The sequence below is a fragment of the Desulforhopalus glucosivorans genome, assembly GCF_054397165.1.
On the sequence record NZ_AP044854.1, the window covers coordinates 3729228 to 3744862 of the forward strand.

Sequence of the window (15635 nt, forward strand, 5' to 3'; positions counted from 1 at the left end):
GAGAACTAAAACCAGCTGAAGTACAATTCAAAAGGAGATTCCATGAAAAAGGTACTGATCGTCTACTCAAGCAGGACAGGAAAAACAGAGACCATGGCAAATTACCTTGCCGAAGGATTACGTTTTGCAGCGTGTGAAGTTGAGGTAAAAAAAATTGCAGAGATCGAAAATGAACTCGATATCATGGGTTATGACGGTTATCTCTTTGGCTGCCCCACCTACCATAAGGATATGACAGGCGGAATGAAGCAATTTCTATTTAAAGCCGAACTTGCAAATCTTGTCGGAAAAATAGGTGGAGCCTTCGGGTCCCATACCCATAGTGGAGAAAGTGCTCCTATGATTTATGATACCATGCAGCATGTTTTTAAAATGGATATGACTGATCTTGGTGCGCTTAATTTGACCGAGGCCATGGTCACCCAGGACGAGGGTCTAAAAGCATGTCAGGACTATGGGAAGGCCATTGGTGAGAAACTTGGCTAGAAGTGACTCCTTTCAAGGCAGCTTTCACTTTGAAAACTGCCTTGGAGTAGCTCGTCTCCCAATCACATAGGCCACATTGGCCAGCCTCATAATAGTATACAGGCCCCCACCATGATAGAACATGAGCTCCTTGTGGAAGACAAAATCCTAATAGTCCGTCCAACAGAAGCCCTTGAAGAAGATGACTTCAGAACTCTTGCCCAGCTTGTAGACCCGTTCATTGTAAAGTATGGCCTTTTAGATGGACTCATGATTTATACAGAATCATTTCCCGGCTGGGACAGCTTCGGCGCCCTCATCAGTCACTTAAAATTTGTAAAAGATCATCAGAAAAAAATCACACGGGTGGCAGCGGTTACAGACAGTGGATTTCTCAAAATCATGCCAAGTATAGCTGATCATTTCACCCATGCCGAAATCAAGCACTTCTCCTACAACGATAAAGACGATGCACTTGACTGGTTAAGAAAGAACCAGCAATAAAGGATATTGGAACTGGCAATGCTCATACACAGACCAACTTCACCAAACACACCACTCCGGTTTACATCCACTTTCAGCTATAAAACCTGAATATCAAGGAGTATCCAACACTTTTCGGATTAAGGAGTGCAAGGTGTCTCTGGTGAATGGTTTGGATATGTATTCTTTAATCCCCTGGGCTTTGGCAATCTCTTCATTAACAATACTGCTATAGCCGGTACAGAGTATAATTGGTATTTCAGGTCGCTTTTGCAACATTCTTTTAGAGAGGTCTAACCCGGTCATGCCAGGCATGGTCTGATCGGTTATAACAAGGTCAAATTCGTCAGGTTGATTTTGAAAAATTTTCAATGCCTCAAAGCTATCCATTTTGACAGTGACTGTATAACCGGCTTTTTCAAGCATTCCCTTGACGATTTTTGTAATATTCTCTTCATCATCAACAAATAAAATTCTCTCTGTCCCTCCAAGGATATCAGAGCCACTAATGGGGGCAGGAGTTGGTGTGTCTTCAAAGCGTGGGAAATAAACATGAAACGTAGTTCCTTTACCCATCTCACTTTCCACTGTAACACCACCACCATGCTCTTTGGCGATTCCATAAATTATGGATAATCCCATTCCAGTTCCTTTCCCTTGTTCTTTCGTTGTGAAGAATGGGTCAAAAATCTTAGGTATTGTTTCCTTGTTAATCCCCTTACCAGTGTCACTCACCAACAGTTCTATATATCCCAATACACTTTCTGGTAATTCAGATGGGACAATATCTGCGCGTTTCAATGCAACCGTCATTGTCCCGCCCTCATCCTCCATGGCGTGAAAGGCATTGGTGCACAAATTCAACATTATTTGATGAATTTGTGTGGGATCGACAACGACAGTTCCGCAATCTTTATCAATATTTTCATGAATTTGGATGGTCGTTGGAATTGAAGAACGAAGCATCTTCAACGCTTCCTTAACAATTAATCCAGGCTCAAGTGGAACAGAGTTAATTTGAGATTGGCGGCTAAATGCTAAAATCTGCTGGACCAATTCCTTCGCCCTTTGGGCAGCCTTTAACACTTCACTTAAATCTTCGTATATTTCAGAACCTTTTGATGAATTTTCCTTTGCCAGACCTGAAAAACCAACGATGATACTTAAAATGTTGTTAAAATCGTGGGCAATACCACCAGCCAGGGTACCTATGGCTTCCAGTTTTTGGGACTGCTCCCACTGTTTTTGCAGCTGTTCTTTTTCTAGAGCAAGCTCTTTTTGCTCAGTGATATCGTGCATGAAGCCAACAAGAGTTTCCGGGCCATTCTCTCCTTCAATAACGGAGACAACATCTCTGATCCACCGATAGGATCCATCCGCATGTAAAGATCGGTAGACAAAGTCGTGATCCTGTCCTTTCTCTGTTTCAGTTTCACAAAATAGTATAGCAGCATCTCTATCTTCATGATGCACTCTCTCAGCCCATACGGCCATATCTTTCCAAGAATCAGCAGGATACCCAAGGATCTTCTCTATCTGAATTCCCATGAAGGTGAATACACCACTGCTAAGATCAAGCTCCCATGGCACTGTTGATGTAGACTCCAACACGTTTCGATACTTGGTTTCACTTTCTTTTAGTTCCGTAGTACGTGCTACAACCTGTTTAGCGAGGATTCTGTTCCAGAAGAAAAAGAGGAGGAGTAAACCTGATGCGATTCCCGCAACTATCAAAATCCATTTAACATATTCAGCAGTTGTAGCTTTGTCATAGTGTACTGTGATGTATTTGTTGTAAATTGCCCTTTGTTCGTCAGGAGTTATGCTGGCCAGGCCCTTATCGACAATACTATTCAGTTCAGGCCAATCATTACGAATCCCCATGGCAGCAACCTGATCTCCAAATGGACTTGGAGCTACAATTTTCAAGTTGAGCAATCCTTTATTTAAAACAATATAGGAGGCCATCGTCATATTACCGATGTATGCGTCAGCCTGTTTATTGGAAACCGCTTCCAGAGCTTTGATATCAGTATCAAAGAGCTTAAGCTTAATATTGGGGTACTCCTTTTTCATTGTTTCATATTGGGCTGCACCTTGTATCAGAGCTATTTCCCTGTCACTGATATCCTCCAGGCTGGAAACAATCTTCTTTTCATCAGCACGCATGAAAATCATGTAGGGAGTTCTTAGGTAATCTTTTGAAAAAAGGATGGATTTAGCTCTTTCGGGGGTACGGACAACTATCGGCATCAAATCCACCCCCTGATGTTTTTTGAGACTATCAAGAGCCTGCGGGAATGTTTTCCCTGAATGAACGAAATCGAATGTAACCCCGGTACGTTCAGCAATTAAGTTTAGATAATCAATGGTTATCCCTTCAGGGTCAGTATCATCTTTTAGAATAACATAGGGTGGATAATTAGGGGCACGAACCCTGACAGAATGTTTTTGGGAGAGCCATGCATTTTCTGCAGCTGAAAGTACTACCTTGCGTACCTTGATAGCCGGGGTGTTGAACCATTTGGCCTTTATTCCCTCCAGCTGATTTGGGAGAAAGCTGTTGAGACCTTTGTTGATGATTGGCACCAGCTCCGGTAAGGCAGGATTGACTCCGAAACCTATCTCCGAAGGCCTGTTAAAAAGAGTGTAGACCGGCCTAATACCACTCAAGTTATACTTCGCTATCAAATAATTGTTGCTGGTTAGCCCAAAGGCTAGGTCAACTTCTCTATTATAAAGTGCCTCTAACACTCCAAGGTTTGTAGCGTATTTTTTAAGACTAATGTCATCCCGATACGGTTCAAGGATTTTTTCCATCGGCTCAGAAGATTGAAGGATTCCAACTGATTTTCCTTTTAGAGCATCAAGTGTTGTAAAGGTAAAAGACGCATCTTCTCGGGCAAAAAAAGATGGATAAACAGAAAAGATTGTTTCAGATTTCAATAAACCATTAGCCTCGGCAGTCTCACTCGACACAACCAATACGCCAGCGAGCTGGTTATCTTTGTTTTTCTTCAGTACTTCCGACCAGGAATCAACATCTATACTAAAGTGAGAACCAAGATTTTCATTGAGCTTGCTCAGTACATCAACCATTACACCTGTATTTCTACCGTCCGATGTTTTTATCAGATAGGGTGGAAAGGTGTCAGTAAAACCGAATTGGATATCAGAGTGAGCTTTGAGCCAAGCACGTTCTGTCTCGCTCAGCGGCACCTTAATTGTTTTCTCCACATCCCTGGTAAAAAGCCATTTATCTATAATACCGTTAATTTCTGCAGGTGATATTTTTGCCAGGGCCTTATTGATAATTGAATGGAGTTCCGGCCAGTCCTTACGGATGGAATAGACAACATCCACCTTGCTTCCAGGCACAATGTATTCTGGATGAACATCCGTAAACATTCGGTCCTGGAGGTAATACCTGAAAATGTTACCACCAATCACGGCGTCTACTTTCTTGTTTTGCAACAGCAATACGAGAGCATCCGCATTATCTGCAGGGACAGGGGTAACTTCTGGATAATTTTTTAGAAAATTTTTATGAATTCCAATGCTACGTTGATATGCGACCCGCTTTCCTTTGAGGTCGTCCATTGATGTTATTTTTAATGTCGTAGTGAATATGTATTTATAAGTGCTATATGGACTGTTGGTGAATAGAAAGTATGGCGCTGTCTTTTTTTGAGCGGATGAAACCAACAGACCGTCGATCTCCCTGGCTTTTGCTTTTTCTATAACCTGTAGTCGTTCTCCAACAATGATACGGATATTGGTGCCGGCAATCTCATTAATCCGTTGTATGAGATCCGCCTCAATGCCTGAGAGACTGCCATCCGGAGCAACAATTATATAGGGCGACCAGTCCTGTCCTGTGCCCAGCGTAACCTGAGGGTGTGCTATAAGCCAAGCTTGTTCCTTGAAGGTTAAATCAAGTTTAGATGTCTGCTGTTCACGGTAAAATAAGCCTTCTGGTATTTCAGCGCTGTCAATCACACCGAGACGGGCATAGCCTTTAGCTATTTCTTTGAATCGCAATACATCAATTTCGCCCATTGGAATTAAATCAGGCAGGATCATCTGTTCCGTTACCTGTGACTCGTAGACCAGTTTGTCTCGATCGGCCTTGGGGTCATAGTTATTAATGATCAGATCGATGATCTCATTTTTATTCTTGAGAGCGTATTGCCATCCTTTAATGGTGGCGCGGATCATCTTTTGAGCACGCTGTGGGTTGTTACGAAGTTCAGTTTCGCTGGTAAACAGGTTATCCCCAACATAATCGATCCCGTAGCCGCGAGGGTGGAGTACGTTGAATTCAAGACCACGCTTTCGCAGTTGGTATGGCTCATTTGTTAAATAGGCCGAGACAAGCTGAACCTTTCCATCGATGAGATCATTAATATTGTATGATTGGGGAACAATTTCGAAGTTTTCTGAGCCTCCCAGTGTTTCAAGAAACAGCATATTCAACGAGGCGCTGCTGGCATCGAACATCACCTTTTTACCACCTATATCATAGGGGGTGTAGATTCCTGTCTCGCGAAGGCTGAGAAATATCTGAGGAGAATGTTGGAATATTTGCGCCAGTAAGACAACAGAAGCCCCTTGGGCACGGGCAGCCAACAGCGAGCCATCAGCAACACCGTAATCAGCAGTACCATCTATTACCGGGTTTATCATCCCAGTGCCGCGCTGTATTGTTTGTAGCTCAACATCAAGTCCTTCGTCTTCGTAGAAGCCTTTTTCAATAGCAGCATAGTAGCCAGCAAATTGAAACTGGTGCTTCCAGCGAAGATGTAAGGTGACGTTTTCGGTTGTGTTAATACCGGAGGCTACAGCTGACAGGGAGAGAAAGGATGAGCAACATACAAAAAGGAGGAGAATAAGACAAACGGTTATGAACCTAGAATTTTTATCTATTACTCTCAAATAAGTCACTTATATTATTCCTGTTAGCTGGAAATATAAATTTGTGTTGAGTATGCATTACCCTAAGAATCCATAGACCGTATATAGAAAAATTGTATCGTCATTCCATCTAAAGATCAAACAGATTGTTTCGAAGACACAGTCAGATACATAAAGACAGTTGTCAGGGATACCATCGAAGAGTTTAACTGAAAGAGAGAAGGTAAAAATTGACACTACAAGCCCCCAACGATTCAATCAGGAACTTGTAGTTTTGAGGTAGTTAGTCCGAAAGAACTTTAAACGAGAGTTTTACCCGTGCACGGTACAGTGTCCCCTCTCCGTCCTCAACTTTCAGATCGAGTTTCTCAACCTCTGCGACCCGTAAATCTCTAATACTGAGTCCCGCTGACTTGATAGCGTTCTGAGTGGCATCTTCCCATGAAGTTGGGCTCGCCCCCACCATTTCAATAATTTTGTAGACAGATCCTGACATAGACATTCTCCTTGGCTAAGGTTGGCTAACAGATACTGCTCTCCAGTGCAGGGCAACTGATAACAGTGCCCCACGTACATCCAAGAAATTTCTATAGTTCTTAATGATATCACAACACGCAGAAAACAGGCAGGAAGAATATTAATGCCTTACTCCAGAAAACCTGTAATAAAAACAAGAAAATCGAGAGTTCATTTAACATCAATAACTTGAAGCTAGAATAAAGGTACTTATCCCAGCTTATTTCCCCATTTACCGGGGTTAGTTGACAGCCTGTATCAGCATCATCCTATACCTGCACATCTTCCTCAGCTGCACGGTGTGCAAAGTTTTCCGGAAGACCTTTGATATAGAGGTCCTGTTTTGTATAGGGAATTTCAATTTTCAGTCGTTCGAATTCCTTATAAATTTTACTATTGAGTGCATCAATCACACGACTGCAATAAACAGGATGATAGACCCAGCAACGTAATTCAAAATCAAGGCTGGAAGCACCAAACACCCTGAACCTGAGACTAGGTTCGGGGCTGTTACACACCTGTGGTTCGTTTTTGGCAATGGAGAGCATGGCCTCCCGTACCACATCGATATCTGTGCCGTATGCCACACCTACAGTCAGACGAATCCGCATCTTTTCAGACGGTCCACCAGACTGATTTATGATCGTTGAGTTGCCGATAATGGAATTGGGAATGGTTACCTCAACATCATCCCTTGAAAGAATGCGGGTGGACCTGAGGCCAATGTGGGTAACCTTGCCCCTGCCACCTGTATCCATGACAATAAAATCTCCAACCTTATAGGGCGCATCAGCCAAAATAAAAACGCCTGAAAAGAGATTTGACAGGGTATCCTTTGCAGCAAACCCAACTGCAATCCCTACAATACCGGCAGAAGCAAGCCAGGCAGTCATATCTATTTTCCAAATAACAAAAATCAGATAAAGACCAATACCAAAGATTACAACCTTTGCCACATTATCAAACAAGGTAACAGTTCGACGTTCGATAAAGGCGTATTTATGGGAAAGTGTGGCCAGGCGAGTCAGCAACAGCGACGCCAGTCTGCTGAAAAAAAGAATCCAAACCACAACGCCCAGACTTTGAATGGACCGAGTCCCCATCTGTTGAATAGCCTCGGAGAGCGGCATGAGTGACAAGCCGTAGGTGAAGCCACTCACAAGGCAGGTATAGTAGACCGGTGGTCGAGCAAGAAGTGTAATCTGATCATCGAGTTGAGCCGCAGTTTTAGCTGTAATCTTTTTTAAAACCTTAAAAAGAATCCAGGTAAGAAAAGAGGCCACCGTAAAGGTTGCAACTATTACAGCACTCCCCTGTAGCCAACTGTTACCTGCAAACAGTTCAATTACTGGTTTCAATCCTGAAATAATCGTCTGATCAATACTGCTCGGTGCTTTTTCTGCTGCCGCTAAAAGCAGTTGAGGTATTAACAATACACTGACATACAAGATCCCTTGAGAAACAAACCTCAACCGCCGAACAAACATCCCCATTACTCCTCCATAAGGGTCTCTATAAAAAAATTATTACAACTTAAGATATCAAAGTTTTTATAATATCTTTCTTACCTATTATTCCCACTAATTCATCACCACGCATAACTGGCAGAGTATGAATATTTTCTTCAGACATTATGGTTGCTATATCTTCTAAGGTCGTCTCCTCAAGTACTGTTTTAGGATCCTTAGTATAAATATCACCCACCGTGGAGCCAGCCATTTTCAGTACTTCTTTCTCCATTTTATCAGGGCTTTCGAGATAGATAACAGAATCCAAAATTGTCAGCACAGTAGGAATATGCACTTTTTTCTTCTGGTCTATGAGATCACTCTCCGTCACAACCCCAAGCAAATGACCGGACTCATCCACCACCGGTGTGCCACTAATGCTGTGGGTGGACAGGAGGTTTGCAAGCTCAGCAACGGTTGTGTTTTCCTGTACCGTAATCACATCTTTGGTCATAATATCAAATGCTTTTTTCATCATCAATCCTCCCTGCTTAAATATATCTCACCTACGCTATTACATCTGTATAAGGTAGCCTGTAATTAAATAATACATCTTCTTAATGACTATAAACACTACTTTTCTTTAAATAACTCCATCCTGTTATTTTCTTTCCACCCAGATCCTTCCCCTTTCCCTGACCACACAAATACCTTGTAGTTGCAGACCTCATCCATTCAAGAAAACCCTAACGCAAAAAAGTTAGATCCCAAGCGACATCCGTGATATACAAGAGAGACCAAATTACCACTTTGTACTCTGCTCATTTATCTCACCCTGGTGAACTGAAAAGGTAGCCATAATTATTAAGGAAGAGATCATGTTTACAGTTTTAAGCCGTTATCTCCCTGCTATTATCGGACTCTATCTTATTGGGGCACCAATGGCCAATGGAGCGGTCGGTTGCTCCACCCAGGAATGCCATCTGGGAATCGCCAACATCAAGCCTGATGACCATGAGATGATGCGCACCATCAAGATGATCGGATCCCACCACGGAGACCCGGACGGGTGTGTCATGTGCCATGGTGGTAATCCAAAGGCCGTGACAAAAGAAGAAGCCCACAAAGGAATTCCACCAACGCTTCGAATTGCTCCAGGCCCTAAAGACTACTACCCGGATCCGGGGTCAATCTGGATAGCCGATAATAGCTGCGGTGCCTGTCACCCCGGCTATGTGTACCGCTCAAAACTTGGGCTCATGAACACGGAAGCAGGGAAAATCCAGGGTAATCTGGTGACATGGGGCTTTGCTGAAGTACAGGACTACAATGTACCGTGGGGCAATTATGATACGGAGGACATTGATTCCAGTGTACCATTTTCAGGCACCCCCACCTACCAGAGCTATATGAAGCAGCAGATCGCCATGTATCCAAAACAGTACCCTGAAAGCCTGAAAATGCTTCCACAGGTCACCATGGATCAGGTGAATGCAGATCCGAAACAAGCAGGAATCACCTATCAGCGTCACGACTGTAACCGCTGTCATATTGGAGTAAGAGGGCGAGAAGAACGTGGTGATTTCCGTGGCATGGGTTGTTCCTCCTGCCATGTGCTGTACGGAACAGACGGCTACTACATGGGTGATGACAAGACCATTTCCAAAGACAAGCCCGGCCATATGCTGAGGCATGAAATTGTTGCCACGAGAAAAACAGGTGGCATCCCCGTTGAAGCCTGTAGTTCATGCCATAACAGAGGAAAGCGTATTGGTGTCTCCTTCCAGGGGTTGATGGAATTCCCATACGGCTCCCCATTTAATGAAGAGGGTAATAAACAACCCAAGCTTCATACCAAACGCTACCTGTTTATCTCCGATGATCTCCATCATCAGCAACAGAGCCGCAAAGGTAACCCTAAGGGTGGCATGCTCTGCCAGGATTGTCATACATCAATCGATATGCACGGTGATGGAAATATCCACGGGACGACACTTGCCCAGGTCGAAATAGAATGCTCTGACTGTCACGGCCTTACAAACAAATACCCATGGGAACTCCCTGTAGGCTATGGCGATGAATTTGGAAAAGATCTGAATAAAGACGGTCGTGGAGTTGCCACAGAACGCCTCATCCCTGGAAGGCAGTTCGGTTTTCCTTATGAGGCTGAGGACGGTTTTATCCTCACAGCCCGCGGTAATCCCTTTGGCAATGTCATAAAACGTGAAAACAAGGTTATAGTTCACTCTGCCACCGGGAATGACTTCGAGGTTCCGGTCCTCAAAGGACTCCGTGATGAGAACAAGTGGAAAGATCCTTCTGCAGAAGTTGCCATGAACTCTGTGGCCAAACACATGGATAAACTTGAATGTTACTCCTGCCACGCTTCATGGGCTCCCCAATGTTATGGCTGTCATGTAAAGGTTGACTATACGCCTAAAGATGGCAAACCTGTCACCGGAACCGACTGGATAGCCTCTGGCAACGACCAGAAGACAAACGGCCAGACGGCTGAATCAGTACTTGGTTCTGGCGGTCTCAAGTCACCTGGTAAGATCAGCGAAACCAGATCGTATCTGAGGTGGGAAGACCCGGTTCTTGGAATTAGCGGTGAAGGGCGAGTCAGCCCATTGATACCTGGCTGCCAGGTCACATACACCATCATTAACGACAAGGGAGAACCCCTTCTCAATAACGAAATCGCCTTGAATATAACTGAAGGCAAGGAACTTGGTCAGCAACCTGCTCCGCTTGCCATCGACATGGCACCTGTTCAGCCACACACAGCGCAACGTAAGGCTAGAACCTGTGAGTCCTGCCATACCAACCCCAAGGTTGCAGGACTAGGTATCGGCAACGGTACTTTTGGCAATCGTCAGGGCGAAAATATTGTCATGGATCTTATGGATGCCACAACGCGGGAAATCATTCCTGCAAAATACAGTGTGCAGATTCCTGCAATTCCAAAGCTTACCTTTGACTGGTCACAGATTGTGGATCGTGATGGAAAGCAACTAGCAACAGTCGGTACCCACTGGCCAATGTCCAGAGCATTTAACAAGCAGGAAATTGACAACTTTATGCGTGCAGGAACCTGCATGGGCTGTCACCAGAACATGAGTGAGGCTGAACTGTGGAAGAAGGTCTCCACTGAAGGGACTATTGATCCTATAGCCCACCTGGAAGCGATGAATAAAATAATCAAATTCATGGCAGAGCAGGGAGCAAAACCTGCTGAAATCAACAACTAAAACCTCAATACAAATAAACTGCCCAAAAAGACCTGCGAGGCAGGCGCCTGACAGGTCTTTTTTTATCCACGCTGGACATCCCATGCACAAATTGCTCATTTCTTCTATTTTTTAGGAATTTTTCACAAATTCCATGTATGATACTGTTTGAATTAATCAATTCCACACAATCAGGACGAAGAGTATGAGTACGAGTACGAGTATTATCGACACCAAGCCGCTGTTTAAAACCTGCTCCATGTGCAAGACGATATGGGACAATATGGACGTTTTTTTAAGCGACCCACACCTTTCATTTAATGGGTATCAGCCAAACTTTGGTCAACTGGAACAGGGGATTTTCTTTTTCACCCACAACACCGACGAATGCGGCTCCACCATTGGCTTGAGCGTTCGCACCTTTGCCCCGCTCTACACTGGACCAAGACACACCAGCAGCAAGCAATTATCCAAAGACTGCCCTCGCTACTGTCTTGACAAAAACAATCTCAAACGCTGTGATGCACATTGCGAAAATGCCTATGCAAGGGAGATATCCCAAATCATTAAGAACAAGATGAATAACCCAAGAAAAACAAACATATGCGTACACGATCTTAAAACAGTACCTGGAGTTCTGGAACTACGATAAACCTAACAAACGACATTAAGTAGAGGAGTAACTGCTCACTCCAAACGCCTCATCGGGGATAGATATCTCTAGTTTTTCACCAAGTGCTGGCTTACTACGAAGATAAATCGCCATGGGAACCTTTACCACAAGATTCACCCCAACATTAACCCCAAGCCTCACTGTACCGCTCTCCTGCACTATCTCAGTCACATGCCCTGCAACAACATTAGCTCCACCTGGCTTGCTCTCTTGCCCATAGGTGAGCAGGCCCGATTTAATATGGATTTTTAAAAGAGAACTATCCTGGGGCAGGGTTTTTCTGGGAACACGAAGCATGAGTTGTCCCGTCAGCTGACAAAGCGCTCTATCTTCTTCGAAACCCGCAACCGTAATACGAAAAATATTCTCATTTGCCATATCAGACAAGGCCCCGTGCTGCAAAAGCAGGCTGTGGTCCGCAAGCCTCTGGCCCTGAGAAAGATAATGGGTTGAAAAAATTACTGAGGTGTTCTGTTCTTTATTAATTTTTGCGATGGTCTCAAGGATAATCTGTTGGTTTTCACCATCAACATTTGCAGTGGGTTCATCACAGAGGAGCACCTCCGGCTGCAGGACCAGAGCCCTTGCAAGGGCAATCCGTTTTGTCTCACCACCTGAAAGTCCACGGGCATTATAATCCTTAAAACGCTCCATCCCCACAAGGGCGAGAGCCTCCCAGATCCTTCGCTTTTTCTCCTCACCCTCAACACCACGGACCTTCAGACCATACTCTATGTTTTTCCACACAGACCCTGTGAACATAATAGGGCTCTGATCCAGCAGCACCACCCTTCTACGAATAGCCTGGAGTTGCTTTTCAGTACGCCCCACCTGCTCTCCCAAAAAATGTATGGTCCCACTACTTGGCAGATCCAGAAAGGAGAGGAGCTTTAACAGAGTGGTCTTCCCCGCACCATTTGGACCGATAAGGGTATAAATCTTCCCCGGCACAATGGCGAGGTCATCAATACGTAGAGTGGTACGGGTACCGTGAATTCTTTTTATGTTTTCAAGCTTATACAGTTTCACGTCCCGTCCTTCCCTGGAAAAAGTGGAATAGCATGTTGATTAAAAACGCAAGGCTCATAAGGGTAATACCCAAGGCCACCGCCAACACAAACTCACCTTTATCGTACTCCAGCGCCATGGCCGTGGTCATGGTTCTGGTGAATCCCTTGGCATTGCCCCCAAGCATCATGCTGATTCCGACTTCGGCGATAACCCTGCCAAAGGCTGCAATCACCGCCGCGAGAATCCCGTAACGTGCCTCCTGAAAGATAACTGCTGCCATTTGCAACCTGTTGGCGCCAAGGGTGAGGGCCGTCATCCGGTATCTATCATCAATTCTGCTCACAGCGGCGATGGTCAGCGTCATTATGACCGGAATAATCAGGATAACCTGGCCGATGATAATGGCCTTTTGGGTATAGAGCAGATCAAAGGAACCAAACAACCCCTTTCTTGAGATAAAGGAATAGACCAGAAGACCAATGACAACGGTGGGTAGAGCAAGGAGGGTATTGAGGCAGGTGAGCACCAGCCGTTTACCGGGAAACGTTGAGAAAGCGATAACGAAACCACCAGGAATACCAACAAGTGAGGCTATAAGAGTTGCAAAGAAACTGACATTAAGTGAGACAAGAACAATCTCAATCAGTTCCGGATCAAAGGACATGAACAGAACAAAGGCGGACGCTACGCTATCAAAAAGAAGATCCATGAGCCATAACTGGGGAGAAAAGAATCATAACAACATAAAAACTACGGGAAGATGAATAATCACCTTCCCGTAGTTTAAGACCTTATTCTACTCTTTGCCAGAAACTATTTTGCATCCGGGTAAAAGAGTTGCTGGTCCTCAAGACGATACTCTTCAATCATCTTTTGACCTTTCTCGGAGATGATCCACTCTACAAACTGCATAGCCAGATCATTTTGTACATGTGGGTGTTTGGCAGGATTTACAGGGATGATGCCGTATGGGTTGGCAAGATCTGCTCCGCCTTCAGTTACAATATCAAGATCAACCGCAGGAGTTTTGCCATATTTAAACTTGATGTAGGTACCACGATCACTCATGGTGTACGCCTGCTTTTCTTCAGCATAGGTTATGGTCTTCCCCATTCCCTGGCCAATTGAACGATACCATGCGTCTGAATCAGCAGGAACCTTGGAGCTCACTTCTTTTTTCTTACCTTTTTTTACAATTGTCTGGGTCTGCTCAACGAGCTCAACACCTGACTGCCCCCAAAGATACTGCTCCTTGGTGTGGGTACCACTATCATCACCGCGTGATACAAATGTTGCCTTTACACCTGCGATTTTCGCAAGCGCAGCCGCTGCATCTGAAGATCCTTTAATTTTAGCAGGATCAGCGGATGGCCCAAGGATTACAAAATCATTGTGCATAACAGCGTATCTTTTGGTACCAAAGCCATCGGCAACAAACTTTTCTTCACGGCCTTTTGCGTGAACAAAAATAACATCAACATTACCATCCTGACCATCACGGATAGCAGCACCGGTTCCTTTAGCGATAACCTTTACTTCAACACCGGTATCGGCTTTAAATTCAGGTAAGAGTAAATCCAACAATCCTGAAGACTGGGTACTGGTGGTGGTGGACATTTTCAAAACCTTATCCGATGCAGTCGCTCCGGACTGCATAGCAAACACAACACAGAGTGCCGCTACCCAAACACTTACTTTTTTCAACATGTACTATTCCTCCTGATTAAAATTGTCTGGAAAAAGCATTTTTCCACATAATGATACATCGTATCCCTCAAAACTCGCAGCAAGATCGCGAAACTCTTTTTCATGGAGCAAACCGATAAAATTCTGAATACCTCTCTCAAAAAAACGTTCGCGAAGAATCAAAAGATCAAACCGTTCCCATCTAAGAGGTACAAAACCTAATCCAAGCACCCCTGCTACTGAACGAATCCCCGGCGCAACATCCACTCGACCTGAGAGGACCTCAAGCCCCGCATCCAGATGTTTGGACGCTTCACGCTCATAACCTGAGACCTGACTGGCAGAAATTTCAGATTTAGCAATTTCATAATCGAGTAGTAACCTGGTCCCTGTTCCCAGGGGACGGTTGATGATACGAATATCATTTCGAGCCAAATCGGCCACACCAGTCACCCCTTTCGGGTTACCTTTGGGTACTAATAATCCTTGCTGTCTACGACTAAAATTGACAAACACAGGCGCCTTATCAAGCTCCTGGTCAGCAAAATCAAAATTATACTCTTCATTGTCATCTTGGAGCAGATGACAAACACCTATATGACACAAACCGCGTCTAAGGCTTTTGAGCCCCCCCATACTACCGAGATTTGCAAAAAAACCAACCATTCCCGGATCTTTTTGATGGAGTAGCGACAAGGCCCGTTGAAAAAGCAGGTCATCGCTACCCGCAAGCAGTAAGACCCCCTCATCACCAAGATTACCAAACCCGGGCTTTTTATAGTTAAGGATATGGGTTTCAAGCCAGTCTTCAACAAGTCGCCTTGGGAAAAGCCACTTCCCGGTCACCTTTGTTGCGGGTAAACCCTTGTCGTTGACAAGGGAATAGACCATTTTATCGTTAACATGGAGTAGCTTTGCCACTTCCTTGGTCGTTAGAAATTTGTTTCGCTGTATTTCGTTCATTTTTGCCATACTCTCCTTTAAGACCAGAAAATAGTCACAAAACTGAGGTACTCAATAGCCGTAAATTTTTCCATGAGTACACGAATACAACCCTTAAAATGACCAATAATAACCAAAAGCAACATCACAGGAATGAAATATTACGGAATGAATTGATAAATTGCCCAACAAACAGCCCAATTTTTATAAAATCTTTTGAACTATCGCTATAGTTCTTGTTTTTCCCATAAACTTCAATGTATTATT

12 protein-coding genes are annotated in these 15635 nt (G+C 44.3%); 4 read left to right on the forward strand and 8 right to left on the reverse strand.

Annotated features, from left to right (window positions below):
- Nucleotides 1-42: 42 nt before the first annotated feature.
- Together ACX6CI_RS16115 and ACX6CI_RS16120 are read left to right on the forward strand one after the other, a co-directional pair.
- On the forward strand, nucleotides 43-486 hold the full coding sequence (locus ACX6CI_RS16115; protein ID WP_458774673.1) for a flavodoxin domain-containing protein: 444 nt from the start codon (nucleotides 43-45) through the stop codon (nucleotides 484-486).
- Between the two features lie 132 nt (nucleotides 487-618).
- On the forward strand, nucleotides 619-969 hold the full coding sequence (locus ACX6CI_RS16120; protein ID WP_458774674.1) for a SpoIIAA family protein: 351 nt from the start codon (nucleotides 619-621) through the stop codon (nucleotides 967-969).
- Between the two features lie 93 nt (nucleotides 970-1062).
- Here ACX6CI_RS16120 and ACX6CI_RS16125 read toward each other — a convergent pair whose 3' ends face one another.
- The 4 genes from ACX6CI_RS16125 to ACX6CI_RS16140 all read right to left on the reverse strand — a co-directional run bounded on the left by ACX6CI_RS16125 (nucleotide 1063) and on the right by ACX6CI_RS16140 (nucleotide 8364).
- On the reverse strand, nucleotides 1063-5892 hold the full coding sequence (locus ACX6CI_RS16125; protein ID WP_458774675.1) for an ABC transporter substrate-binding protein: 4830 nt from the start codon (nucleotides 5890-5892) through the stop codon (nucleotides 1063-1065).
- Nucleotides 5893-6145: 253 nt separating this feature from the next.
- On the reverse strand, nucleotides 6146-6358 hold the full coding sequence (locus ACX6CI_RS16130) for a dodecin family protein (protein WP_458774676.1): 213 nt from the start codon (nucleotides 6356-6358) through the stop codon (nucleotides 6146-6148).
- A gap of 289 nt (nucleotides 6359-6647) precedes the next feature.
- Nucleotides 6648-7871: a mechanosensitive ion channel family protein gene (locus tag ACX6CI_RS16135; RefSeq protein ID WP_458774677.1), complete on the reverse strand. Its 1224-nt coding sequence runs from the start codon at nucleotides 7869-7871 to the stop codon at nucleotides 6648-6650.
- Nucleotides 7872-7911: 40 nt separating this feature from the next.
- Nucleotides 7912-8364: a CBS domain-containing protein gene (locus ACX6CI_RS16140; protein ID WP_458774678.1), complete on the reverse strand. Its 453-nt coding sequence runs from the start codon at nucleotides 8362-8364 to the stop codon at nucleotides 7912-7914.
- Between the two features lie 340 nt (nucleotides 8365-8704).
- Here ACX6CI_RS16140 and ACX6CI_RS16145 point away from each other — a divergent pair, with 340 nt between their 5' ends.
- Both ACX6CI_RS16145 and ACX6CI_RS16150 read left to right on the forward strand, forming a co-directional pair.
- Complete coding sequence (locus tag ACX6CI_RS16145; RefSeq protein WP_458774679.1) at nucleotides 8705-11077, forward strand: cytochrome C; 2373 nt, start codon at nucleotides 8705-8707, stop codon at nucleotides 11075-11077.
- A gap of 184 nt (nucleotides 11078-11261) precedes the next feature.
- The gene (locus tag ACX6CI_RS16150; RefSeq protein ID WP_458774680.1) at nucleotides 11262-11708 is read left to right on the forward strand and encodes a hypothetical protein; all 447 of its coding nucleotides are present in this window, start codon (nucleotides 11262-11264) and stop codon (nucleotides 11706-11708) included.
- A 15-nt stretch (nucleotides 11709-11723) separates the two neighbouring features.
- Here the strand turns inward: ACX6CI_RS16150 and ACX6CI_RS16155 are convergent, their stop codons facing one another.
- From ACX6CI_RS16155 to ACX6CI_RS16170, 4 genes are all read right to left on the reverse strand, one after another.
- Nucleotides 11724-12758: an energy-coupling factor ABC transporter ATP-binding protein gene (locus ACX6CI_RS16155; protein WP_458774681.1), complete on the reverse strand. Its 1035-nt coding sequence runs from the start codon at nucleotides 12756-12758 to the stop codon at nucleotides 11724-11726.
- On the reverse strand, nucleotides 12745-13449 hold the full coding sequence (locus ACX6CI_RS16160) for an ABC transporter permease (protein ID WP_458774682.1): 705 nt from the start codon (nucleotides 13447-13449) through the stop codon (nucleotides 12745-12747). Before ACX6CI_RS16160 ends, ACX6CI_RS16155 begins: the two co-directional genes overlap by 14 nt.
- Nucleotides 13450-13553: 104 nt before the next feature.
- A complete protein-coding gene (locus ACX6CI_RS16165) occupies nucleotides 13554-14447 on the reverse strand; it encodes an ABC transporter substrate-binding protein (RefSeq protein WP_458774683.1) in 894 nt (297 codons plus the stop codon).
- A 3-nt stretch (nucleotides 14448-14450) separates the two neighbouring features.
- Nucleotides 14451-15398, reverse strand: coding sequence for a substrate-binding domain-containing protein (locus ACX6CI_RS16170; RefSeq protein WP_458774684.1), 948 nt, complete (start codon nucleotides 15396-15398; stop codon nucleotides 14451-14453).
- Nucleotides 15399-15635 lie beyond the last annotated feature (237 nt).

Coding starts and splice junctions, on each gene's coding strand:
- ACX6CI_RS16130 (WP_458774676.1), bottom strand. CDS start 6,358: ATGTCAGGATCTGTCTACAAAATTATTGAAATGGTGGGGGCGAGCCCA.
- ACX6CI_RS16150 (WP_458774680.1), top strand. CDS start 11,262: ATGAGTACGAGTACGAGTATTATCGACACCAAGCCGCTGTTTAAAACC.
- ACX6CI_RS16145 (WP_458774679.1), top strand. CDS start 8,705: ATGTTTACAGTTTTAAGCCGTTATCTCCCTGCTATTATCGGACTCTAT.
- ACX6CI_RS16160 (WP_458774682.1), bottom strand. CDS start 13,449: ATGGATCTTCTTTTTGATAGCGTAGCGTCCGCCTTTGTTCTGTTCATG.
- ACX6CI_RS16115 (WP_458774673.1), top strand. CDS start 43: ATGAAAAAGGTACTGATCGTCTACTCAAGCAGGACAGGAAAAACAGAG.
- ACX6CI_RS16140 (WP_458774678.1), bottom strand. CDS start 8,364: ATGATGAAAAAAGCATTTGATATTATGACCAAAGATGTGATTACGGTA.
- ACX6CI_RS16170 (WP_458774684.1), bottom strand. CDS start 15,398: ATGGCAAAAATGAACGAAATACAGCGAAACAAATTTCTAACGACCAAG.
- ACX6CI_RS16135 (WP_458774677.1), bottom strand. CDS start 7,871: ATGGGGATGTTTGTTCGGCGGTTGAGGTTTGTTTCTCAAGGGATCTTG.
- ACX6CI_RS16165 (WP_458774683.1), bottom strand. CDS start 14,447: ATGTTGAAAAAAGTAAGTGTTTGGGTAGCGGCACTCTGTGTTGTGTTT.